The sequence below is a fragment of the Halopseudomonas pelagia genome (genome assembly GCF_009497895.1).
GTDB lineage: Bacteria > Pseudomonadota > Gammaproteobacteria > Pseudomonadales > Pseudomonadaceae > Halopseudomonas > Halopseudomonas pelagia_A.
The window spans coordinates 3,642,417-3,664,071 of sequence record NZ_CP033116.1 but is presented as its reverse complement, the minus strand read 5'-3'; the positions used below and the strand labels follow the sequence as shown (position 1 = coordinate 3,664,071).

22 protein-coding genes are annotated in these 21,655 nt (G+C 58.9%); 16 read left to right on the top strand and 6 right to left on the bottom strand.

The window, feature by feature from the left end:
* The first annotated feature begins 86 nt into the window (after window positions 1-86).
* Window positions 87-1,847, top strand: a complete 1,761-nt coding sequence (locus tag EAO82_RS16900) for a S8/S53 family peptidase (RefSeq protein WP_096348343.1) — start codon at window positions 87-89, stop codon at window positions 1,845-1,847.
* A 59-nt stretch (window positions 1,848-1,906) separates the two neighbouring features.
* On the opposite strand, the gene EAO82_RS16895 is transcribed toward EAO82_RS16900, so the two are convergent.
* The gene (locus EAO82_RS16895) at window positions 1,907-2,713 is read right to left on the bottom strand and encodes a M48 family metallopeptidase (RefSeq protein ID WP_096348342.1); all 807 of its coding nucleotides are present in this window, start codon (window positions 2,711-2,713) and stop codon (window positions 1,907-1,909) included.
* A gap of 167 nt (window positions 2,714-2,880) precedes the next feature.
* Between EAO82_RS16895 and EAO82_RS16890 the strand changes: the two genes are divergently transcribed.
* Window positions 2,881-5,016 carry a methyl-accepting chemotaxis protein gene (locus EAO82_RS16890; protein WP_096348341.1) on the top strand — a complete coding sequence of 712 codons (2,136 nt, stop codon included), beginning with the start codon at window positions 2,881-2,883 and terminating at the stop codon, window positions 5,014-5,016.
* Here EAO82_RS16890 and EAO82_RS16885 read toward each other — a convergent pair whose 3' ends face one another.
* From EAO82_RS16885 to EAO82_RS16875, 3 genes are read right to left on the bottom strand one after another with little or no spacing between them, the layout of a single operon-like run.
* Window positions 5,017-5,667: an SOS response-associated peptidase gene (locus EAO82_RS16885; protein WP_096348340.1), complete on the bottom strand. Its 651-nt coding sequence runs from the start codon at window positions 5,665-5,667 to the stop codon at window positions 5,017-5,019. It abuts the gene before it with no gap.
* Complete coding sequence (locus EAO82_RS16880; protein WP_096348339.1) at window positions 5,668-5,910, bottom strand: DUF2007 domain-containing protein; 243 nt, start codon at window positions 5,908-5,910, stop codon at window positions 5,668-5,670.
* Entirely contained in the window at window positions 5,911-6,105 is a 195-nt protein-coding gene (locus tag EAO82_RS16875) for a CPXCG motif-containing cysteine-rich protein (RefSeq protein WP_096348338.1), read from the bottom strand.
* 114 nt (window positions 6,106-6,219) lie between these two features.
* Here EAO82_RS16875 and EAO82_RS16870 point away from each other — a divergent pair, with 114 nt between their 5' ends.
* Window positions 6,220-7,392: a 1-acyl-sn-glycerol-3-phosphate acyltransferase gene (locus EAO82_RS16870; protein ID WP_096348337.1), complete on the top strand. Its 1,173-nt coding sequence runs from the start codon at window positions 6,220-6,222 to the stop codon at window positions 7,390-7,392.
* Here the strand turns inward: EAO82_RS16870 and EAO82_RS16865 are convergent.
* Window positions 7,360-7,635, bottom strand: coding sequence for a hypothetical protein (locus EAO82_RS16865; RefSeq protein ID WP_096348336.1), 276 nt, complete (start codon window positions 7,633-7,635; stop codon window positions 7,360-7,362). The two genes, EAO82_RS16870 and EAO82_RS16865, sit on opposite strands and share 33 nt — an antisense overlap.
* Window positions 7,636-7,915: 280 nt before the next feature.
* Between EAO82_RS16865 and EAO82_RS16860 the strand changes: the two genes are divergently transcribed.
* The 13 genes from EAO82_RS16860 to EAO82_RS16800 all read left to right on the top strand — a co-directional run bounded on the left by EAO82_RS16860 (window position 7,916) and on the right by EAO82_RS16800 (window position 20,419).
* Complete coding sequence (locus EAO82_RS16860) at window positions 7,916-8,377, top strand: glycine zipper 2TM domain-containing protein (RefSeq protein WP_096348335.1); 462 nt, start codon at window positions 7,916-7,918, stop codon at window positions 8,375-8,377.
* A 296-nt stretch (window positions 8,378-8,673) separates the two neighbouring features.
* Window positions 8,674-11,397 carry a hydrogen gas-evolving membrane-bound hydrogenase subunit E gene (gene mbhE, locus EAO82_RS16855; protein WP_096348334.1) on the top strand — a complete coding sequence of 908 codons (2,724 nt, stop codon included), beginning with the start codon at window positions 8,674-8,676 and terminating at the stop codon, window positions 11,395-11,397.
* Window positions 11,397-11,798, top strand: coding sequence for a sodium:proton antiporter (locus tag EAO82_RS16850; protein ID WP_096348333.1), 402 nt, complete (start codon window positions 11,397-11,399; stop codon window positions 11,796-11,798). Before mbhE ends, EAO82_RS16850 begins: the two co-directional genes overlap by 1 nt.
* On the top strand, window positions 11,795-13,300 hold the full coding sequence (locus tag EAO82_RS16845; RefSeq protein WP_096348332.1) for a proton-conducting transporter membrane subunit: 1,506 nt from the start codon (window positions 11,795-11,797) through the stop codon (window positions 13,298-13,300). The genes EAO82_RS16850 and EAO82_RS16845 overlap by 4 nt, the downstream gene beginning before the upstream one ends.
* Window positions 13,300-13,785, top strand: a complete 486-nt coding sequence (locus tag EAO82_RS16840) for a Na+/H+ antiporter subunit E (protein WP_096348331.1) — start codon at window positions 13,300-13,302, stop codon at window positions 13,783-13,785. Before EAO82_RS16845 ends, EAO82_RS16840 begins: the two co-directional genes overlap by 1 nt.
* Window positions 13,782-14,129: a monovalent cation/H+ antiporter complex subunit F gene (locus tag EAO82_RS16835; RefSeq protein WP_096348330.1), complete on the top strand. Its 348-nt coding sequence runs from the start codon at window positions 13,782-13,784 to the stop codon at window positions 14,127-14,129. The genes EAO82_RS16840 and EAO82_RS16835 overlap by 4 nt, the downstream gene beginning before the upstream one ends.
* On the top strand, window positions 14,126-14,476 hold the full coding sequence (gene mnhG / locus EAO82_RS16830; RefSeq protein WP_096348329.1) for a monovalent cation/H(+) antiporter subunit G: 351 nt from the start codon (window positions 14,126-14,128) through the stop codon (window positions 14,474-14,476). The genes EAO82_RS16835 and mnhG overlap by 4 nt, the downstream gene beginning before the upstream one ends.
* A 151-nt stretch (window positions 14,477-14,627) precedes the next feature.
* Window positions 14,628-17,420, top strand: a complete 2,793-nt coding sequence (locus EAO82_RS16825) for a monovalent cation/H+ antiporter subunit A (protein WP_096348328.1) — start codon at window positions 14,628-14,630, stop codon at window positions 17,418-17,420.
* Window positions 17,420-17,749 (top strand): Na+/H+ antiporter subunit C, encoded by a 330-nt coding sequence (locus EAO82_RS16820; RefSeq protein WP_096348327.1) that lies wholly within the window; start codon window positions 17,420-17,422, stop codon window positions 17,747-17,749. Before EAO82_RS16825 ends, EAO82_RS16820 begins: the two co-directional genes overlap by 1 nt.
* Window positions 17,746-19,269, top strand: a complete 1,524-nt coding sequence (locus EAO82_RS16815; RefSeq protein WP_096348326.1) for a monovalent cation/H+ antiporter subunit D — start codon at window positions 17,746-17,748, stop codon at window positions 19,267-19,269. Before EAO82_RS16820 ends, EAO82_RS16815 begins: the two co-directional genes overlap by 4 nt.
* Window positions 19,266-19,772 carry a Na+/H+ antiporter subunit E gene (locus EAO82_RS16810; protein WP_096348325.1) on the top strand — a complete coding sequence of 169 codons (507 nt, stop codon included), beginning with the start codon at window positions 19,266-19,268 and terminating at the stop codon, window positions 19,770-19,772. The genes EAO82_RS16815 and EAO82_RS16810 overlap by 4 nt, the downstream gene beginning before the upstream one ends.
* The gene (locus tag EAO82_RS16805; RefSeq protein ID WP_096348324.1) at window positions 19,757-20,026 is read left to right on the top strand and encodes a K+/H+ antiporter subunit F; all 270 of its coding nucleotides are present in this window, start codon (window positions 19,757-19,759) and stop codon (window positions 20,024-20,026) included. Before EAO82_RS16810 ends, EAO82_RS16805 begins: the two co-directional genes overlap by 16 nt.
* Before the next feature lie 45 nt (window positions 20,027-20,071).
* On the top strand, window positions 20,072-20,419 hold the full coding sequence (locus tag EAO82_RS16800) for a Na+/H+ antiporter subunit G (RefSeq protein WP_096348323.1): 348 nt from the start codon (window positions 20,072-20,074) through the stop codon (window positions 20,417-20,419).
* Between the two features lie 25 nt (window positions 20,420-20,444).
* Here EAO82_RS16800 and EAO82_RS16795 read toward each other — a convergent pair whose 3' ends face one another.
* Window positions 20,445-21,578 (bottom strand): glutathione S-transferase family protein, encoded by a 1,134-nt coding sequence (locus EAO82_RS16795; protein WP_231703234.1) that lies wholly within the window; start codon window positions 21,576-21,578, stop codon window positions 20,445-20,447.
* Between the last annotated feature and the right edge of the window lie 77 nt (window positions 21,579-21,655).

Sequence of the window (21,655 nt, the reverse complement as noted above, 5' to 3'; positions counted from 1 at the left end):
TTGCGCTATCTGGCGAAATTCATGTTGGCTTCAGGTAAGGCGTATATGCTGCTGATCGTTTAATGGCGGTACGTATGGAGCGCAATATGAAGCAGAAATATCTGAGTGGGTTGGTTGTTGCGTTGGCTGCGGCCGTGCCCTTTAGTGCACTATCAGCGCAACCATTGCGCGTAGAGCAATTACAGCGCTGTGGCGATCGGCTGCAGGCCGAGGTTCAGGAATTCTGTTTGCGCGTTACCGGCCTTGGCGGTTCAGGCTGGCAGGCGCGCCTCAACGGTACGCCACTCAAGCAGCAGGCTATGAAGCACAATGATGGTCAAGTGCGTATCCAGGTCGATGCTACTGAGGCTGAGAGTGGACCACTCTGGTTTGAACAGGATGGCCAGGCCAGCAACCCCATCTGGTTGAGCCTGAACAGCAGTCACGTGGTGGCGGCAACCGACCAGGAAGTGGTCAAGAACATGGATGGCCTGACCACCTATGTCGATTTGATCAGCGTCATTATCGAGGAAAGTCATAACGGCGCCAAAGAGTCGCGGCGCCTTGCCGAAAAATACGGTGCCCAGGTCGTAGGCGCGATTCCGCCGCTCAACACCTACCAGTTGCGTCTGCCCGCCACCAATCTGGACGAACGTGATGCACTGGTGTTGCGCCTGGGTAGTGAGGTCAGTGTGGATGCCGTAGTGATCGAGGAGTCGGGAGCGGAGGAAAGCGTTGAAAGTGAAGCAGCCAGAGAGCCCGCGGCCGACGATGAAGAGTGGGCGTCCAACCGCTTCTTGGATGCAGTGAATTTTTACCAGCGGCGGCTGCCGCGCGAAGGGGGTGACATTCAAACCCATCCCATCCGTATCGGCGTGATCGAGCGCGATGTGGACTTTGATTCTCCCGATTTTGCCGATTATCTGGGTGACTGCCGCAGCGACGGGCCGCGCACCTGCGTCTATGCGCGCGATGCCGACAAGCCAGACGGGCATGGCACCACCGTGGCTGGTGTCTTCGCGGCAGCCTGGAACGGCGGTGGCAACAGTGGCTTTCTGCGCGGGCTGGACAAGGTCGGCCCTGGCTTTGAGGTGATCGTCGAACGTAATTCGGATGCGGGAATCACGGCCAATATCGCTGCTTCGGTGAATCTGGTCGAAGACGGTGTGCGGGTACTCAACTGGAGTTGGGGTATCCACCGCGTCGGCGCGATCGATATTAACGGCAAGGAAATCGACTCGCTGGTGCGCTCCGGCATCGCCATGAGTGGCTACGAAGAACTCCTGGAGGAGTTCTTTCTCTGGCTGCGCCGTGAGCATCCGGATGTGGTGGTAGTCAATTCGGCGGGCAATGCTTCCTCGTATTCCGGCCGCGACGAGTATCGACTGCCATCATCATTCGTAACCGATCAATTGTTTGTGGTCGGCGGTCATGAACGCAGTGACAAGGATGTGGCGGTGGATGATCCTGAGTACGCCATCAAGCGCAGCGCGTCGAATATCGACATGCGCGTGGACGTGACAGCGGCTGCCTGCGTGCTCGGCTCGACCATGGAGAAAGGTCAGCGCGGCGATGTACATTGCGGCACTTCCTACGCTACCCCTTTGGTCGCGGGCCTGCTGGCGGCGATGATGTCAATCGACCCGGAGCTGGAGCCGGAGCAGTTACGCATGCTGCTGCGTCGCAGCGCGATGACCATTGGTGAGGAGTATGATTTCGAGCCAGTGGAAGCGGATGACCTGACCGCGCCGATACTGCCGTCGGAACGGGCCAATGATCTGAATCATCCGGATGTCGGCCGTTCAGCGCGTCTGGATATGTACAAGGCATTGGATCTGGCGGTGCAGAGTCTGGAGCGGGTGCGCTAGGGCCTTGTTGGCCACGGCAGCGCAAATCAAAACAGAGACTTGCGCTAGCCTATGCGCTGTTACTTGGCCGCGTTGTACAAAGGTTGCACCCGCGGAATTGCCGCTTGCAGGGCTTGAATGCGCCCGCCTGAGTTCGGGTGAGTGCTGAGGAACTCCGGAGGCTGGCCTTGTGATGCGCTGGCCATTTTTTGCCATAGGCTGACGGCGGCTTCCGGCTTGTAACCGGCTCTAGCGGCCAGTTCCAGCCCGATCAGGTCGGCCTCAGACTCGTTTGAACGACTGTTGGGCAACATCAGCCCCACCTGCACTGCCTGGTCTGCAGCCTGCTGGCCAGCCTGTCCCAGGCCGAGCAGAGCGCCAGCAAGCTGAGTTCCGGTTTGCGTGACATAGGCTCTGGAGATGGCTTCGCGGCCGTGCTCACGCAGGGCATGGGCAATCTCGTGGCCCATGATCTGGGCGATTTCATCGTCGGTCAGTTTCAACTGGGTGATGATGCCGCTGTAGAAAATGATCTTGCCGCCGGGCGCACAGCTGGCGTTGATCTGGTCGCTCTTGATCAGGTTGACTTCCCAATTCCAGGAGCGGGCGTCCTGACGAAAATGCGTGACTTCAGGGATCAGATCGTTGGAGATCCGGCGCAGCCGCTGAAGCATTGCCGCATCCGTGTTCAAGACCTTCTTGCTGCGCGCTTCTGCGAGCATCTTGTTGTAGGACTCTGCCGCCATTTTATCGACTTCAGCGCTGGACAAGGCACTGAACATGCGTTGCTCCCGGTCGACGCCTACAGCGCCTCCCTGAGTGGTCTGGACGGTTTCACAGCCTACTAGCGCAAGTAGCGGCAGGCACAACAGAAAGCGGGTACGCATGATCTAATAATCCTTGAGTCAGAATGTCGAGTGGTTCGGCATGCAGCGTATGTATCACGCTTCGACCATAGATTCAGCAAAAGTATTCAGATTTGCCAATTCGTTCTGAAGATTTGGCCACCCCTGCCGATACCGAGATATTGCGACACACTTAGCCGAGGTTATGCATGAAATTCAAGTCTATCCAGTTCGCCATTGCAACGTTAGCAGGCGCCAGTCTGTTTGTCGCAGTTGGCATTATGACGCTGTATAGCCTTTACGCGGCCGAGCGTAGCCAGGATTTCATTCAGGGCAGCAGCCAGCAATTGCTTGAGGATCAGGTCGAGCGCCGACTGACGCAATTGGCGGAAGGCGAAAGCCAGCGTATTCGCCGCCGGCTGGAATATCCCTTCGTGGTTGCCCAGCAGCTCGCGCAGCTGAACCAATTGCTTGACGAGCTACAGGACGATGGGCTGCCGAGCTTGATGATGAGCCGCGAGGAAATGAATCGCGTCGTTCGCAAGACGTTGAGCGAAAACCCTGAACTGCTTGGCGTGTATGTCGGTTGGGAACCCGAAGCCTTTGATGATCTTGACCAGTATTTTGAAGGCGTAGAGACGGATGGCTATGACGGCACGGGCCGGTTCATGCCCTGGTGGTTCCGCAATGCCGATGGTGCCCTGGAACTGGATTCGCTGAGCGATCTGGAAGACGAAACCCTTAGCGATACCGGCGTGCGAGTCGGTGAATATTACCTTTGCCCCAAAGAAACCCTGGCCGCCTGTGTCAGTGATCCCGCGCCCTATGATGTCGGCGGCGACGAAGTGATGCTGGCTTCCTTTACCGTGCCGATCATCTCTGACGGCGTGTTCAAGGGGGTCGTCGGTGCCGACCTGTCACTGGAATTCATCCAGGACATGCTGATCCAGAGCAATGCCAACCTGTTTGACGGCAAGGGTGAGCAGGCCTTGATCAGCGGCAATAACCGCATCGTCGCCTACACCGGCGAGGGCGGCGTTGCCGGCGACCCGGCTGAACAGATTCTGGATGCCAACGAAATTGCCAATATTGCCAGCCTGGGTGACACGCTGCTGTATGACCTGGATGAAGAGGGCGGGCATATCGAATTGATGATGCCGATTCCGATCGGCGATACCGGTAGCCGCTGGATACTGATGATTTCCCTGCCTACTGACGTCGTCATGCAGGAGCTGAACAGTCTCAGTGCCGCACTGGATCAGCGTCAGACCGACGATGCACTGATGATGATTATCATCGGTCTGGTGGTGGCGCTACTCGGGCTGGCGGTCATGGTGCTGGTCGGTTTGGGCCTTTCCAAGCCAGCGCGCCGGCTGGTAGCCATGCTTGACGATATTGCCCGCGGCGACGGTGATCTGACCAAACGCCTGGCGGTGGATCGCAAGGACGAGCTGGGGGATATCGCCCGAGGCTTCAACGCCTTCCTCGACAAACTGCAGGCGATGATTCGCGAAGTGGTCAGCTCGGTACAGCAGGTCACGGACGCATCGGAGAATACAGCGGATATCGCCATGCGCACCAATGACGGGATTCAGCGCCAATTGAGCGAGATCGATCTGGTGGCGACTGCGGTCACCGAGATGACCGCGACAGCGCAGGACGTGGCGCGTAACGCAGCGCAGGCGGCGGAAGCGGCGAACAATGCGGACGGCTCGGCGAGTCATGGCCGTGATGTGGTCAAGTCCACTGCCAACGCCATTCAGGACCTGTCCGAGGATATTCAGAAGGCGGTTGCCAGTGTGCAGTCTCTGGCGCGCGACAGCGACAACATCACCGGTATTCTGGCGACCATCCGCGGGATTGCCGAGCAGACCAACCTGCTGGCGCTGAATGCGGCTATTGAAGCCGCCCGGGCTGGAGAACAAGGTCGGGGCTTCGCTGTGGTCGCGGATGAAGTGCGCAACCTTGCGCAGAAGACGCAAAGCTCTACCGAAGAAATTCAAACCATGATCGAGCAACTGCAAAAGGGCACGCGCGATACAGTCAAGGTCATGGAGCAGAGCCGCGTACGGACCGAGCAGAGTGTATTGCAAGCGGAAGAAGCGGATGCTGCGCTGACCTCGATTACCCAGGCGGTATCGATCATCACCGAAATGAACACCCAGATTGCCAGCGCGGCAGAGCAGCAAAGTGCGGTAGCGGAAGACGTCAACCGCAACGTCTCGACCATCGATCAGGTCGCCAAGTCAGTGGCAGAGGGTGCGCAAGAGGCCTCCGAAGCCAGCGCGGACCTGACCAAGCTGGCCGAGCATCAACGCCGCCTGATCAACCAGTTCAAGGTCTGATCAGACTTCAGTTATGACCCTTCCGCTTGGCGTGCAGCATTGCGCGCCTTGCGTACCAGGGCTGCTCATTGCCGGATTCACTGGGTGCATCATGCCCACCAGTGAGCTGGCGTTGAGCAGCAACGGCTGCAGATGGCTGGTGGCCGTCGCATTGGCCAGCCAGATCGCCTGCTCACCACTGTTCAGAGTCACGGGCATGCGTTCGCCCAGGCGCGCCGGCAAACCTTTGGCCGGCACGGTAATGAGTGCGCAGCTGTCCCAATAGCTGCCGTCGTCCAGACTGTACCTTTCCCAAAGTCCCGCCAGAGCTAGCCCGCCTTTTTGACTGCGCAGATACCAGGGCTGCTTGCGCTTGCCCTGCACCTGCCAGACAAAAAAGCCATCTACCGGAATCAGGCAGCGCCGCTGCGCCAGCGCCTGGCCGAACATGGGTTTTTCATGCAGGAATTCGGCTTTGGCACTGAAGGCGGCGCGATCCAGCTGTTTGAGCCAGGTGGGGGTGAGGTTCCAGAGCACACTGGCACATTCCAGGCTGCCCGCGGTCTTGCGCAGAATCAGCAACGGCTTGCCGGGCGCGATGTTCCAGGCCGGGCGCCAGCCTTCCGGCATGGCCGCAACAGGCGGGGTAAATTGGGCTAGGCGACCGCTCATTCAGTCTTCTACGTCCATGTCAGGCATGATCGGGGTCGCGGTCTGCCAATCACTGATCAGCTCGCGGGCAAGCCCGAGATCTTCCGCCGCAACCCAGATGCCGAGCAGGTCGAGGGCCGGAAGCTCGCCCATGGCGCCTTGCAGATATTGGCCGCTGAGATGGCAGCCGATGTGATGATCTTGCAACAAGTGCTCAAGCAGCTGGGCTTCGGCCATATCCGAGGGATGATAGGCACAGAGCATTCAGTCTTGCTCCCGGCGCAGATCCACGTGGTAGTCGTCCTCATTAGGATCTATCCACAGATGCACCTGAATCGGTTGGCAGCAGACCTGGCAATCCTCCACGTAGGTCTGTGTGCCGCCGGTCAGATCCAGCAGCAAACTGATGGTCTCACCACAGTGGGGACATTGTAAAAGTGCTTCATCGATCGCCTGCATGGGTGTGCCTTTGAGCTGCCTGATATATACCCTTCAGTGTAGCCCCATCGCCTTTCTGGCGAAACCAGCCGCTGGGCCGCATAATGCGCGGCTGAATCTGCTGCAAACGAGGATATTATGGGTGAGTTCGACGCGATAAGACCGTACTCCGACGAGGAGGTACCCGCGGTGCTTGATCGCTTGCTGCAAGATCGCGATCTGCTGGGTATGTTGGCGCGCTACCGTTTCCCCACGCTGACGCGCTGGATGCCGGGCGTCATGATGCGCTTGGTAGAAGCCGGCCTGCGCCGTGAGAGCAAGGGTATCAGCAGCGTCGAAGCGCTGCAGCACAAGCTCGAACCGTACATGACCCGGTTGATCGAACGCAGTGCGATTCAGGTGACCTATAGTGGCCTGGAGCACTTGCGCAAGGATCGTGCGCATCTGTTTTTAGCCAATCACCGCGATATCGTCATGGACCCGGCTTTCGTCAATTATGCGCTCTACCATGCCGGGCACCCGACGCCGCGCATCGCCATCGGCGATAACCTGCTGCAACGGCCCTTCGTCAGCGATCTGATGCGCCTGAACAAAAGTTTTATCGTGCACCGGTCTGTCAGCGGACGCCGCGAGAAGCTGGCGGTGTATCAATCGCTGTCGGCGTATATCAACCATTCGATCACCACCGGCCACTCGATCTGGATCGCTCAGGCGGAAGGCCGGGCCAAGGATGGGCAGGATGAAACGGATACCGCGATCATCAAGATGCTGTGCATGAGTCGCAAGTCAGAACCCTTTACTGAAGTGCTGGCCTCGCTGAACCTGGTGCCGGTGTCCATCGCCTATGAATGGGACCCCTGTGACCAGATGAAGGCGCGCGAACTGGAACAGCGTGAGCGTACCGGCAGCTATACAAAGGAACCCGGTGAGGACGATCGCTCAATTGCCATGGGCCTGACCGGCTATAAGGGCCGGGTGCATGTGGCATTTGGCACGCCGCTGGATCAACCCCTGGCAGACGCCAAAGCCGTAGCGAAAGAGGTCGATCGGCAGATTCTGTCCAATTACCGACTGTATCCGAGCAATTATCTGGCCTTCGAGCAATTGCCGGATGCACCGCCGATCGACATCGGTCAGTGGCGCGAAGAGTTCGATTCCGCGACCCTGGCGATGGAACAGCACCGATTCGAGCAACGTCTGGCCGCATGCACGGAGGCGCAACGGCCATGGTGGTTATTGCAGTATGCGAACCCGGTCATCAGCCGGGCGCGCTCGTTACAATTGGGTGCTGATCAGGCTGAGCAGTAGGCCGGCGCCCAGGCATAAGCCGCCGACGCGGTTGAACATGCGATTGATGCGCAAGGTTGCCGGGCTCGGTTCTTGGCTAATGCCCGCCGGGCTGGTGGCCAGTTGGCTCAGACTGCGGGTACTTCTGATCTGGGTGGCGAGCAATAGCCAACTGCCGCTCAGGGCATAGAACAGCCCCAGCGCGTTGATCACCAGGGCGGAATGTTGCGAATAAAACATCCAGGCTGCGTGCAGCAAGGGCATGCGAATACCTCCGGACTATCTGTTCGGACAACCGGCACGGTTTTATTTGTTTTTCTGGCTGGGTGAATCGAAGCGTAAAATGGAAAGACAGGGTATCGATCTATACCGATCCCGACTGAAAACGGGCGCGATTATAGCGCGGCGCTCTTGGATTTTCGAGCGTAGCCGATACATTCTGTCTGAAAATTCCTGTGGCGGATGGAGCTGATATAGCGATCCAACGCAACGTTTGTGCTGATAAAGCGTCCAATATTCTGAGTTTAATTAAACGGGGTTCATTATGAGAAAGCACATTGTCCTAACCTGCCTGCTCGGATCACTGCTCGTTCTGGGTGGCTGTGCCTCCAAGCTGACCGGTGACACCTATAGCCGCGAGGATGCTCGAGCGCCACAGACTGTGCGCATGGGTACAGTTGAATCGGTGCGGCCAGTTCAGATCGAAGGTACCAAAACCATTATCGGGCCAGCGGCAGGCGCTGCGGTGGGTGGTATCGCCGGCAGCTCGGTGGGCGGCGGCCGTGGCAGCATGATTGCTGGCGTAATAGGTGCTGTGGTCGGTGGCATGGCTGGTGCGGCCACTGAAGAGGGCGTAACCCGCAGCCAAGGCGTTGAGATTACCGTCACCGAAGACGATGGCCAGACTCGCGCCTTTGTTCAGGAAGCGGTTGATAATGTGACTTTCGCACCAGGCGATCGCGTTCGCGTCCTCACCGTGAACGGCGAGTCGCGCGTCAGCAAATAAGCCTATCTGCCAATCGATGATAACCCGCTGCCGGCTCGGATAATCGCTCTTGCTTGTCTGAGCCGGCAGAAATAAGCCCCGAAATTCCTCTTTTTCGGGCAATTTGATTCAAATTGCTACGAGCCCTCTGCATTTTTCTTCTTATTTATCTGTCCCTTTCTATAGGTCGCAGCTCTTGAGTTGAGCGCGTCTGTCAATATGTTCCTAGCCGTTCCAAGTGTGTAGATTAAAAGGTGTCGACGATTGCCGGAGCGCATTGTTCATGCCCCTTTTACACCTGACAGGAGTCTGTTGATATGTTGGCCTGCCTGCTGGCCACACTGATCAACGGTTTGTGCGCACCCTTTGTATGGCGTCTTTCAAGAGGTCATGCGGGTCTGCTGTTGGCGATAGTGCCTGCTGCCTGTTTCACCTGGTTTGCACTGCAGATCCCCGAGGTTGCGGGCGGCAGCTCGATCTTCGAGAGCTGGGCCTGGGTGCCGGTTCTGGATGTGGCGCTGGGATTACGCTTGGATGGGCTGGCGCTGCTGTTCGCTCTGCTGATCACCGGTATCGGCAGCCTGATAGTGATGTACTCCGGCGCCTACTTGCACGATCATCCGCAGCTCGGCCGCTTCTACGCCTACCTGTTGGTGTTCATGATGGCCATGCTTGGGCTGGTGCTGGCCGATGACCTGATCGCGATGTTCGTGTTCTGGGAACTGACCAGTATTGCCAGTTACCTGCTGATCAGTTTCAACCATGAAAAGCCGGCCTCCCGGCGTGCAGCCCTGCAGGCATTGCTGATCACCGGCGGTGGCGGCTTGGCGCTGCTGGCCGGGTTGGTTCTGCTGGGTATTGCCGCTGATACGTGGCAGTTCTCTCAGTTGCAGGCCGAGCTGGTACAGGCCCACGCTTTGTTTCCTGCGATCATGGTGCTGGTGCTGATTGGCTGTTTTACCAAGTCCGCGCAGTTCCCGTTCCACCTCTGGCTCCCCAACGCGATGAATGCACCTACGCCGGTGTCTGCGTATCTGCATTCGGCAACCATGGTCAAGGCCGGCATCTACCTGCTGGCCCGGCTTAATCCGACGCTGGGTGGGGGGTTGGGCTGGAGTACGGTGCTGATCACGCTGGGTGCATTGACCGCATTACTCGGCGCGGTTCTGGCGATCCGTCAGTACGATCTCAAGCGCATGCTTGCCTACACCACGGTCACCGTGCTGGGTCAGTTGACCATGCTGATCGGTACCAACACCAGTTACGGTCTGCAGGCATTCGTGCTGTATCTGGTTGCGCATTCGTTCTACAAGGGCGCGCTGTTTATGGCCGTCGGTGCGATAGATCACTCTACCGGCACACGGGATATCCGCCGGCTTGGCGGGCTCTTTGCGCTCATGCCGCTGACGGGCATTGCCGTGGGCCTTGCCGCCTTTTCCAATGCAGGGTTGCCCCCTTTTTTCGGGTTTATCGCCAAGGAATTCAAATACGCCGGTCTGATCGAAATGGGCGCGATTGGCTGGACGGTAACGCTGGTAATGGTCGTGACCAATGCTCTGTTGGTCGCCGCCGCAGGTTTGATTTTCTTCAAAACCTTTTTTGGCGCGCGGGGTAGCTGGGATAGTCAGCCCCACGAAGTTGGCCCCTTTATGCTGGCGGGACCATTGCTGTTGGCGGTCGGCGGATTTGGCCTGGGCGCCTGGAATCAATGGCCGGAAACCTGGCTGGTGAATACTGCAGTGCAGGCAGCGGCCAGCGGTGAAGTAGATGTGAAACTGTATCTGTGGGGCGGCATTACGCCTGCGCTCATCGCCAGCGCGTTGACCTTGGGGCTGGGGACGGTGTTCTATTTCCGCGCCGACAAGGTTCGCACTTTGGCCGGCCAGCTGGGTAGCGTCTGGCGGTTTAGTGGTGACCTGCTCTGGGACAAGTCGCTCAAGCGCGTGTTTCAGTTCGCCAGTTCGGTCGCCGGACTGTTTCAGCATGGCTCCCTGCGGTTGCATATGGCTTTAATGACGCTGGTGGTCAGCATCAGTGTGCTTGGCGGGCTGCTAATGATGAACGCGCAACCGTTCGATGGCCATGCGGTATCCGCGGTTTCGCTGCCAGGAGTGATCGGCTGCATGTTGGCATTAGGCGGGGCAGCAGGCGCGGCCTTTATGGCCGGCCGTCTGGCCCTGGTGGCCTCGCTGGGTGCCAGCGGTCTCGGTCTGGCACTGTTTTTTGTTTCGATCAATGCGCCGGATGTGGCGTTGACGCAGCTGATGGTGGAAACCCTCACCGTGGTATTCCTGGCCATGGTGCTAAGGCGCATGCCGATGGTCCCGGCCAGCGGCGACAACGGGCTGGGTACCAACATCTGGCATGCCGGGGTGGCGGTACTGTTTGGCTTGGCTGTCAGCCTGTTGATCATGACAGCAGTCAGTCAGCCGCTGCCGGGTGATCTGGCTGACTGGTTCCTGGCCAACAGCTTGCCCGCTGGCTATGGCAGCAATGTGGTTAACGTGATTCTGGTGGATTTTCGTGCGGTAGATACCCTGGGCGAGATTCTGGTGGTGGCGATTGCCGCCCTTGCGGCGTCGACGCTTCTGGGTGCTGGTCAGATGCAAGAGCAGAAGCCGCAGGGGCTGCCGGAGTTTGGTTCAATTTTGCTGCGCCAGGGCATGCGCCCGCTGGCGACCATTTTGTTAGTGGTCTCGCTGGCCATCCTCTGGCGCGGGCACAATTTGCCCGGTGGCGGCTTTATTGGCGGCCTGGTCGCGGCCACAGGCTTTACCCTGATGGTGGTGACCTTCGGTCGTGGCATCCAGCGTGGGCTGTCGCGCATCGCGCCAACCACGATTATCGGCTTGGGCCTGGCCTGTGCGGTGGGTGCTGGGATATTTGGTCTGGTCTCGGCGTCAGCCTTTATGACCGGGTTCTGGATTGAACCCTTCGGGCTGAAGTTGGGCACGCCCCTGTTGTTTGATGTCGGTGTATTTCTGACGGTTTTCGGCTCGGTCATGCATATGGTGCGCAATTTGATCGGGAGGGCTGCCTGATGGAATGGGTCGGCGCCATTACCGCGGGCATCATGGCCGCGCTGGGGGTATGGATGATGCTGGATCGGCACCTGATGCGGGTGGTGCTGGGTATCGCCGTACTGGGTAACGCGATCAATCTTGGCGTGCTTAGCGCGGGCCGTTTTTCCGGCAGCGAAGCGGCTTTCACCTTCGCTGGTCAAGGCATACCTGATGCGGCCAACCCCTTGCCGCAGGCCTTGGTGCTCACGGCTATCGTTATCGGTTTCGCCCTGTTTGTGTTTGCTCTCGCGGTGCTCAAGCGGACCCACGAGTTACACGGTGACAAAGACACCGATCGGGTCAGTCAGGTAACCGAGGAGCCGGCACCTGATGAAGATGAAGAGCAGAGCCCGCCGCAGGACGAGGAGGGCAAGGCATGAACACGCTTATCGTGCTGCCGATCCTTATTCCGCTAACCACGTTACTCCTGGCCTTGTTGGGTAAACGCTATCACGCCTGGGTGACGGCCGTTAGCTTGACTGGCGCGCTGTTGCTGGTGCTGACCGGTCTTTATCTGGTGGCGCTCGCGGCCGAGGGCACGGTATTGAGCGCGCAGATGGGTGGTTGGGTCGCGCCATACGGTATCAGTCTGGTGATCGACCGGCTGTCTGCAGTGATGGTCGCGATTACTGGGGTAATTGGCCTGGCCACCCTGATTTATTGCTTCCGGCAGCCAATGCCGGCGAATTTCCTGCGAGATACGCATTTGTTCGTGCAGGGCTTGCTCGCCGGCATCTGTGGTGCCTTCATTACTGCTGATGTGTTCAACCTGTATGTCTGGTTTGAAGTCCTGCTGATTGGCTCGTTTGCGCTGATCGCGCTGGGCGGTGGCGAGCGGCGTTTGTCCGGCGCCATGACCTATCTGGTCTTGAATATGCTGGCGACCCTGCTGTTTCTGCTCGCTGCCGGGTTGGTCTACGGCGCCACCGGCACCTTGAACATGGGTGAACTGGCGCTGCTGTTCCGCGCCGGGGAGGCCAGTGATGGCGCCTGGTTGGGCGTGATTCTGATGTTGGTGTCATTCTCGATCAAGGCCGCATTGTTCCCGTTGTTCGGCTGGTTGCCGGCCAGTTACCACGTGGCCTGGACGCCTGTCTCGGCACTCTTTGCCGGGCTGCTGACCAAGGTCGGGGTGTACGCCTTGATTCGTCTGGTCACGCTGCTCTGGCCGGAACCGGGTGTGGTGCATTCCGTGCTGTTGTGGGTGGCCTGCGCAACCATGATTATCGGCGTGCTGGGGGCTGCGGCGCAGACCGAAGTGCGGCGCATACTGTCCTTCCACATTGTCAGCCAGGTCGGCTACATGATCCTCGGCCTGGCCTTGGCGACGCCGTTGGCGTTGGCGGGGGCAGTGTTTTATTTGATCCACCACATTGTAGTCAAAGCCAACCTGTTCTTTGTTGGTGGTATTGCTGCGCGTATTACCGGCTCCGAGCGCTTGGCAGCCATGGGTGGACTGTATGGGCGTGCGCCGATGCTGGCGATTATGTTCGCCATTCCGGCATTGTCGCTGGCTGGTATACCGCCGTTGTCCGGCTTTTGGGCGAAGTTCGTGCTGGTCAAGGCGAGCCTGGAAGCCGGCGTCTGGGTCGCCGCGTTCTTCGCGCTGTTCACTGGCATATTCACTTTATTGTCGATGAGCAAGATCTGGAACGAAAGCTTCCTCAAGGCGCACCCGCAACCGGAGTTGCTGGGCGCGGCGGGGAATGGACCCCGCGGCGCCTGGATCACGGTGGGCGCTTTGGCGCTGATAACTGTAGCCATCGGCCTGGGAGCTGGGCCTGTGATGGATTACGCCATGGCGGCTTCTGATCAGCTCATCGAAGCGCCGGCCTACTTGCAGCTGCTTGACGGGCAGCCGTTGAAAGGGAGGGGCGACTAATGGTGTATGTGCATTTGCTATTGGCCAGCGTCCTTGCAGCCTTTTTCGCGGCGCTGAGCCCACTTTACTGGTTGTTCGCCTTCGCCGCGTTGTATCCATTGTTCAGGCTCTGCGGATTGTTTCATCATGCCAGCGGCGTTTATGCGCTGCGTATAGAGGCGGGCCTGGTGTTTGTACCCTGGTTTACCTGGCAGGTGTTCAGCGCCTCGCTGGATGTGGCCAAGATTGTGCTGAACCCGCGTTACCAGATCGAACCTGCGGTCGTGCGCGTTCCGGTGCATAGCCGTGACAAACGATTAATCACGCTGCTGGGCTGCTTGCTGACGCTGACGCCGGGTACCCTGGCCCTCGACTACCGCGCAACTACCGGGGATATGTTCGTGCATGTACTGGATACCCGCTCGGCCGATGCCGTTATCGCTGCCATCGGCGAGATCGAACGACGCTTATTGCGCTGGGTGCAGCCGTTGGGAGCAGAAAAATGATTGTGACATTGGCGGGAGCTGGCTGGGTCTTGCCGCTGGCCGGTGGCATGCTGGTCGTCAGTACGCTGCTGATCATGTGGCGTTTGCTGATAGGTCCGAGCAGGCCGGATCGCGCAGTCGCGGTCGATGCCTTGACCATGATCGGTGTGGCGGGGGTGGCTGTGCTGGCGATGATGAGTGAACAGGCTGTGTTGCTGGACGTAGCCATTGTTCTGGCGACCGTCAGCTTTCTCGGTAGTGTTGCCTTTGCGCTATTGTTCACCGGGACTCACAGCAGCGATAACCCACATGGCCAGCCGGGAGGCCGGCCCCTGGAGCGTAAGAACCACGAGGGGGAACCATGAACGCGTTTCTCGCAATAGCCGGATCAGCGTTCATATTGCTCGGCGCACTGTTCAGTCTGCTCGGTGCGCTCGGTGTTTGGCGTCTACCGGATGCCTATACCCGCATGCATTCGGCAAGTAAGGCCGGCGCGCTGGGCGCGATACTGATATTGCTTGGCGTATTGTTTGCCACCGCTGGTATGGCCTGGGTGGAGACGCTGCTGGCGATAGCGGTATTGCTGGTTACAGCGCCCATGGCTGCACACGCGATCTCCCGAGCCGGGCATATGGCCGGCGTCAGGCCCAAGGTTGGCCCTCTGGGTGATGCGTTGGAGCGTGCCAAGGATCGCGTCAACGACCCGCAGTAACAGCAAGAATAGGAATCTCTTGCTCAATCGATTGGCTGAATTCATGACAGTGCAAGTCTGTGTGTGGATAATGGAGCGCTTGTCCTGGGCCATGTGTCCCGACCAACAGCATGTAAGAAGCCTGAAAGGCCATTGATGGAGTAAGTCCTGCATGACCCTGGCGCTGATTGTGTTGCTTCCCTTGTTGGGGAGTTTGTTACCTTTGTTGACCGTCCGCTATGGCCGCTCGCTGTGTGCGTTGGCCACTATGCTGGCCCCGGTGATTGGGCTGTTCCTGCTATGGGAGCTGGCCCCCGTTGTGTTTGACGGCGGCGTAGTGGTGCAGAGTTGGCCCTGGCTGAGCCAGATTGGGCTGAATCTGAGTTTTCGCTTGGACGGCCTGGGATTCCTGTTTGCACTGCTGATCCAGGGTATCGGCATTCTGGTTATTCTTTACGCGCGCTATTACCTGTCAAAACGCGACCCGATGGGGCGCTTCTTCGCCTTCCTGCTGTTATTCATGGCGGCCATGCTCGGCGTGGTGCTGTCGGAAAACATGCTGTTGATGATGTTCTTCTGGGAGCTCACCAGCCTGTCATCGTTCCTGCTGATCGGCTATTGGTCACACTCCACGGATGCGCGCAAAGGCGCACGCATGGCGTTGGCGGTTACTGGCGGTGGTGGCTTGGCGCTGCTGGCTGGCGTGCTGTTGTTGGGCCAGATGGTTGGCAGCTATGAGCTGACCGATGTGCTGGCCGCGGGTGATCTGATCCGCAGCCATGCTTTGTATCCGGTGGTGCTGGTGCTGATTCTGCTCGGCGCCTTTACCAAATCCGCACAGTTTCCCTTCCATTTCTGGCTACCCCACGCCATGGCGGCGCCAACCCCGGTATCGGCCTATCTACACTCGGCGACCATGGTCAAGGCCGGGGTGTTTCTGCTGGCACGGTTCTATCCGGCACTTTCCGATACCGATCTATGGTTCTTCCTGGTCAGCGTCACCGGCATGATCACGCTATTGATCGGTGCCTGCACGGCGCTGTTCAAGCATGACCTCAAAGGCCTGCTGGCCTATTCAACCATCAGTCACCTCGGCCTGATTACGCTGCTGTTTGGCCTGGACACGCAATTGGCCGCGGTCGCTGCGGTATTCCATATCATCAACCACGCGACCTTCAAGGCCTCGCTGTTTATGGCCGCCGGGATCATTGATCATGAGACCGGCACGCGGGATATGCGCCGTATCAATGGTCTGTGGCGTTTCATGCCACACACCGCGACACTGGCAATGGTCGCCGCCTCGGCGATGGCGGGCGTGCCGCTGCTTAACGGTTTCCTGAGCAAGGAAATGTTCTTCACCGAGACCCTGGAGCAGAATCAGTTCGGTGATTTCAGCTGGGTGATTCCGCTGGTCGCGACTCTGGCCGGGATCTTCTCGGTGGCCTATTCGCTGCGCTTTATTCACGATGTGTTCTTCAACGGCAAACCGTTCAACTTGCCCAAGTATCCGCCCCACGAGCCGCCGCGCTACATGAAGGTGCCGGTCGAGATCCTGGTGGCCCTGTGTCTGCTGGTGGGGCTGTTACCAGCCTTTACCGTCGGCAGCCTGCTGGCAGTGGCGGCGAGCGCTACCATTGGCGGTGAGTTGCCCTATTACAGTCTGGCCATGTGGCATGGTTTCAACCTGCCGTTGATCATGAGCATTGTGGCGCTGGGGCTGGGCATCTTGCTGTATGCCAAACGCGCCCGCGTTTTCGAACTCTATGAGCGACTGCCCGAGCGGGACGGCAAACTGGTGTTCGAGGAGGTGGTGCAACGGCTGGTACGCAAGGCTGGGCAGTTCACCCTGCTGCTGGAAAACGCCTCCTTGCAACGTTATCTGGCCTGGATGCTGTCTGCGGCGCTGGTCGTCAGCGGTTATTGGTTGCTGCAGTTGCCATCCTTACGCGGCGACGTGGCGCTGAGCCCGGTGGACGGGGTCACCGCCGTCGGTGCCTTGATGCTGATGATTGCCGCGGTGGCCACAGTGATCTGGCACAAGCAGCGTTTGGTCGCCTTGGTCATGCTCAGTGTGGTCGGGTTGTTTGTGGCGCTGGCCTTCGCCCGCTTCTCTGCCCCGGATCTGGCCCTGACGCAGCTGTCGGTGGAGGTGGTGACCATCATTCTGCTGATGCTGGCGTTGTTCTTCCTGCCGCGGTTGACCCCGGCAGAGTCCTCCGGCCTGCGTCGCACTCGCGATCTGGGGCTGGCGGGTATGGCCGGTTTGCTGGTGTCGGCTCTGTCCTTTGCGGTTATGACCCGGCCATATGAAACCATCGCTGGCTATTTCCTGGAAAACAGCGTGTCCGGCGGCGGCGGCACCAACGTGGTCAACGTGATTCTGGTTGATTTCCGCGGCTTCGATACTCTGGGCGAAGTCACAGTGCTGGCCATTGCGGGCGTCGCTATCTATGCGCTGATTGACGGCCTGCGCCTGCGCATACCGGACACCGATGCGCTGGGCCGGCCCTGGAGCAAGGACGCCCATCCGTTCATGCTGGTTAACCTGTCCCAGGTGATACTGCCGCTGGCGCTGATGGTCTCGGCCTATATCTTCCTGCGCGGCCATAACCTGCCCGGTGGCGGCTTTATTGCCGGGCTGATCACCGCCGTGGCGCTGATCCTGCAATACGTGGCCAGTGGCGAGAAATGGACCACCGAACGTTGGGGTGTGAACTATCACCACCTTGCCGGTTGGGGTGTGATTATTGCTGGCTTGACTGGTTTGGGTAGCCTGTTCTGGGGTTATCCGTTCCTGACCAGCTCATTCGGTTATTTCAATATTCCCTTGATCGGCAAGACCGAGCTGGCAACCGCCATGCTCTTCGATCTGGGCGTGTATCTAACAGTGGTAGGAGCGACATTGTTGATTCTGGCCAATCTGGGCAAACTCTCGACCGGCCGCGCAACCCAGGAGGCCGACTGATGGAACTGCTATATGCCCTGACGCTGGGCTTGCTGACTACCTGTGGTGTGTACCTTTTGCTGCGTGCCCGAACCTTTCCGGTGGTGGTTGGGCTGACCCTGATCAGCTATGCGGTCAATCTGTTCCTGTTCGCCATGGGTCGCCTGAATACCGGCATGCCCGCAGTCATCGGCCGCGCCGCTGAACATGCCGACCCGCTCCCGCAGGCACTGGTATTGACGGCTATCGTGATCGGTTTCGCGATGACTGCGTTTGCGCTGGTGCTGGCGCTACGGGGGCAGGGCGAGCTCGACAGTGACCATGTTGACGGCAAGGGAGACCGCGGATGAATCACCTCCCGGTGTTGCCCATATTGGTGCCGATGTTCATGGGCGCTGTGCTGCTGCTGATTGCGCGCAGCCAGATGTCGGTCAAGCGCAGCCTGTCTATGGGCGCGACCATTTTGCAGATCCCCCTGGCGTTGATCCTGATGAGTCAGGCGGGTGAAGGTATTGGCGTGTATGCCGCCGGCAACTGGATGCCACCATTTGGCATCGTGCTGGTGGTAGATCGCTTGGCCGCGCTGATGCTGTTGATCACCGCAGTACTGGCGGTCGGCGCGATTCTGTACGCGTTGCGCGGCGATGATGGGCTGGGGCGTAATTTTCACGCGCTGTTCCAGTTCCAGCTGATGGGCATTAACGGCGCCTTTCTGACCGGCGACCTGTTTAACCTGTTCGTCTTCTTCGAGATTCTGCTGATTGCCTCCTATGCGTTGTTATTGCATGGCGCTGGGTCTTCGCGTGTCAGGGCCGGGCTGCATTACGTTCTGCTCAATCTGTTTGGCTCGGCGCTGTTCCTGATTGCGGTGGGTACCTTGTATGGCGTGACCGGCACGCTGAACATGGCTGACCTGGCGGTCAAGATCGCCGAAGTACCGGTTGTCGATGCCCCCTTGGTGGGTGCTGCGGGCATGCTGTTGCTGGTGGTGTTCGGGCTCAAGGCGGCGATCTTTCCGCTGTATTTCTGGCTGCCAAAAGCCTATTCCGCAGCCAGCGCCCCGGTGGCAGCCCTGTTTGCGGTAATGACCAAAGTCGGCCTGTATTCCATTTTGCGCGTTTACACACTGATGTTCAGCGACGATGCCGGCATGCTGGCTTTCATGGCTCAAGACTGGCTCTGGCCAGTCGCGTTGATCACCATTGCAATGGGCGCAATTGGCGCATTGGCCGCCAGCAGTCTTAACGGGCTGGTGGCCTATCTGGTGGTCGTTTCAGTCGGCACGCTGCTGGCGGGCATTTCGATCGGCACTCAGGAAGCGTTGGCGGCCAGCCTGTATTATCTGATGCACACCACCTGGATCAGCGGTGGGTTGTTCCTGTTTGCTGGCATTATCAGCCGCCTGCGCGGCCCGCGCTTCGCGTCTCGCCTGGTGCCCGGCCCGGAAATGCCCGGCTCTCTGATGCTCAGTGGCGTGTTCTTTATTGCTGCTGTATCCGTTGCAGGGATGCCGCCGCTGTCAGGGTTTATCGGTAAACTGCTGTTACTCAGCGCCGCAGGCAGCGGCATGCTGGCCGGCTGGCTCTACGCCGTAGTATTAGGCAGCAGCCTGGTTACCCTGGTCGCGCTCAGCCGCGCCGGCAGCACCTTGTTCTGGCGCCGCGATGCGGCGCCCGATGCCGGGGAGCCGCTGGATCCGCTGCGCATGACAGCGATGTTGGCATTGTTGCTATCGAGCCCGCTGCTGGTGGTCTTTGCCGCGCCCGTGCTGGAGTATCTGAATGCCACGGCGGCGCAGTTGCTTAACCCGGATGAGTACATTCAGCAGGTGCTGACGCTGCAGCCATTCGCGCCAGGAGGTCAGCCATGACAACGCGCAGAACCCTTTTGCCGCATCCCTGGCTGAGTCTGTTTCTGGTCGTGGTCTGGCAACTGATCATGAACGATCTTTCTGCTGGCACGCTGATCATGGGTTTCTTTCTGGCCTGGGGTATTCCGCTGATCACCCATGTGTTCTGGCCAGACCCGCCAACGCTGCACAAGCCACTGGTATTGCTGCGTTTTACCCTGCGGGTGCTGGGCGATATTCTCATGGCCAATCTGGATGTGGCCAAACTGATCCTTGGACCCAGCAGCAAGCTGCGGCCTGCCTTTGTGGAGTACCCGGTTGAACTGACGCACGACTTCGCCATTCACCTGCTCGCCAGCACCATCTCGCTAACACCTGGCACTGTGTCTTCGGACATCAGCGATGACCGCAAAACACTGCTGATTCACGGCCTGGATGTGGCCGATGAGCAGGAACTGATTGAAACCATCAAGCAGCGCTACGAGCGGCCGCTCATGGAGGTCTTCCAGTGCTCCACACCGTAATTCTACTTTGCCTGTGCATCATGGCCGTGGCAGTGGTGCTGAACATGCTGCGTCTGCTCAAGGGCCCGGACCTGCCGGACCGTATCCTGGCCCTGGATACCCTGTATATCAACGCCATCGCACTGATCATCCTGTTGGGTCTGTATCTGGACTCCGATCTGTTTTTTGAAGCAGCGCTGTTGATTGCAGTGATGGGCTTTGTCGGCACAGTGGCGATCGCCAAGCACCTGCTGCGGGGTGACATAATTGAATAGAAAGCTGAATAATAAGCTGAATAACCAGCCGAGCGGGGAGCTGACATGCTAGACGCCATTCATAGCGCCACCGCGGTGGAATGGATTGTTGCTTCGCTGATTCTGCTGGGTAGTCTCTTCGCGCTGATCGGCTCGATTGGCTTGTGGAAACTACCTGACTTCTTCATGCGTCTGCATGGCCCAACCAAAGCCACGACGCTAGGAGTTGGTGCTCTGGTAATCGGCTCGCTGATCTATTTCAGTTCGCGGGGGGAAGGACTCAGCATGCACGAACTGCTGATCACTATTTTCCTGTTCCTGACCGCTCCTGTCAGCGCCAATATGCTGGCGAAAGCGGCAATGCATCAGCGCGCGAAGCGCGTGGAACGGACCAAAGGGCAGCCCTGGGATTAGGACTGCCTGACGCGGTTTTGTTGCGCTATTGGTGTTCCCAGACCTCAATATGGTTGCGCCGGCCTACGGAGTAGCTGCTGGGCTGCGGTACGGCATCGAGCAGGCCGACCTTGCTCAGCGCCGTTGATACGCGCTGACGATCGGTTTCGTTCAAGTCGGCCAGTACCGCTGTCGCCCGGCGCAGAATATAGAGCAAATAAGGTTCCACTCCCGCTGTAACCGGCACGCCACGAAAATGCGTATGGACCTGGCCGATCATGCGTTGATGTGGTTTAGCCGATACCGCTTCGCCGTCCTTAGGTTGATGCTCGTTGACCCAGGCGTCGAGATAAGCCAATTTGTCGGTCAGCTCTGGCAGCATGTCCCGGGCCATCAGGTGCAGTAGCGCCTCGAGGGTTTCTGGAACGGCATCCTCGGCTATCCACGCGGTGCCGTAGTCAGGAAATTCCACCGTATCCAGCCCAGGGGCGAGCATGCGCTCCACCCAGCGATAGACCCGCGGCGCCTCGCGCTTCATCACGCCGGCGGGCGCCGGGTCACGACCAAGATGCGCGAACAGAGGGCCGATCAGACCATAGTCCGCAACACTCGGGCGACCGCCAAACAGAAACGGGTGCTCGCTGAAATGCCGATTGAGAACGGCCAATAGCTCATGATAAGAGGCTTCTATCTGAGGAATGCTGTCTGCGGTCACGCCAAGGCCGGGCAGATAGGATTGCATACGCTGCATCAGCGTCTCGGCGACTCCGGGTGGGGCGCCGTTGGAAAAGGCGTCGTAGAGAAAATCCCGTTGTTGCTCCAGGTAAGACCAGCGGTAATGCATGGCATGCCGCAGCAGGCTCTGGCTACCATAGTACTGAATCAAGATGGCCAGAATGCGCTGCAGCGGGGTGTCAGGGTAAGCCGGATAAAGCGGTTGCTTTCGCTCGAAGTGATCGATGATGTCGAGGCTGTCCTGGATGATCTCGCCGGCCGGGGTAACCAGGACCGGCACTATGCTGCGCTGGATAATCGGTTTGATATGCCGGGCAAAATCAGGATGGTGGCTGGACACTTCGCGAAAGGGGATGCCCTGGGTGCGCAGGTAGCTGCGGGCGATACCGGTATAAAGGGAATGGGGTAAGCCATACAGAATCTGTTCCTTGATCTCTTCAGCCACCCGCACTCTCCTCGTCATTTGCCTGGCGCCGGAATGGGCACCTTTTGAACGCCCAGAATAACCATTCAGACGGGGTG

Excerpts from the sequence above, each read along its gene's own strand:
- EAO82_RS16900 (WP_096348343.1), top strand. The coding sequence starts at position 87 with ATGAAGCAGAAATATCTGAGTGGGTTGGTTGTTGCGTTGGCTGCGGCC.
- EAO82_RS16895 (WP_096348342.1), bottom strand. The coding sequence starts at position 2,713 with ATGCGTACCCGCTTTCTGTTGTGCCTGCCGCTACTTGCGCTAGTAGGC.
- EAO82_RS16890 (WP_096348341.1), top strand. The coding sequence starts at position 2,881 with ATGAAATTCAAGTCTATCCAGTTCGCCATTGCAACGTTAGCAGGCGCC.
- EAO82_RS16885 (WP_096348340.1), bottom strand. The coding sequence starts at position 5,667 with ATGAGCGGTCGCCTAGCCCAATTTACCCCGCCTGTTGCGGCCATGCCG.
- EAO82_RS16880 (WP_096348339.1), bottom strand. The coding sequence starts at position 5,910 with ATGCTCTGTGCCTATCATCCCTCGGATATGGCCGAAGCCCAGCTGCTT.
- EAO82_RS16875 (WP_096348338.1), bottom strand. The coding sequence starts at position 6,105 with ATGCAGGCGATCGATGAAGCACTTTTACAATGTCCCCACTGTGGTGAG.
- EAO82_RS16865 (WP_096348336.1), bottom strand. The coding sequence starts at position 7,635 with ATGCCCTTGCTGCACGCAGCCTGGATGTTTTATTCGCAACATTCCGCC.
- EAO82_RS16860 (WP_096348335.1), top strand. The coding sequence starts at position 7,916 with ATGAGAAAGCACATTGTCCTAACCTGCCTGCTCGGATCACTGCTCGTT.
- mbhE (WP_096348334.1), top strand. The coding sequence starts at position 8,674 with ATGTTGGCCTGCCTGCTGGCCACACTGATCAACGGTTTGTGCGCACCC.
- EAO82_RS16850 (WP_096348333.1), top strand. The coding sequence starts at position 11,397 with ATGGAATGGGTCGGCGCCATTACCGCGGGCATCATGGCCGCGCTGGGG.
- EAO82_RS16845 (WP_096348332.1), top strand. The coding sequence starts at position 11,795 with ATGAACACGCTTATCGTGCTGCCGATCCTTATTCCGCTAACCACGTTA.
- EAO82_RS16840 (WP_096348331.1), top strand. The coding sequence starts at position 13,300 with ATGGTGTATGTGCATTTGCTATTGGCCAGCGTCCTTGCAGCCTTTTTC.
- EAO82_RS16835 (WP_096348330.1), top strand. The coding sequence starts at position 13,782 with ATGATTGTGACATTGGCGGGAGCTGGCTGGGTCTTGCCGCTGGCCGGT.
- mnhG (WP_096348329.1), top strand. The coding sequence starts at position 14,126 with ATGAACGCGTTTCTCGCAATAGCCGGATCAGCGTTCATATTGCTCGGC.
- EAO82_RS16825 (WP_096348328.1), top strand. The coding sequence starts at position 14,628 with ATGACCCTGGCGCTGATTGTGTTGCTTCCCTTGTTGGGGAGTTTGTTA.
- EAO82_RS16820 (WP_096348327.1), top strand. The coding sequence starts at position 17,420 with ATGGAACTGCTATATGCCCTGACGCTGGGCTTGCTGACTACCTGTGGT.
- EAO82_RS16815 (WP_096348326.1), top strand. The coding sequence starts at position 17,746 with ATGAATCACCTCCCGGTGTTGCCCATATTGGTGCCGATGTTCATGGGC.
- EAO82_RS16810 (WP_096348325.1), top strand. The coding sequence starts at position 19,266 with ATGACAACGCGCAGAACCCTTTTGCCGCATCCCTGGCTGAGTCTGTTT.
- EAO82_RS16800 (WP_096348323.1), top strand. The coding sequence starts at position 20,072 with ATGCTAGACGCCATTCATAGCGCCACCGCGGTGGAATGGATTGTTGCT.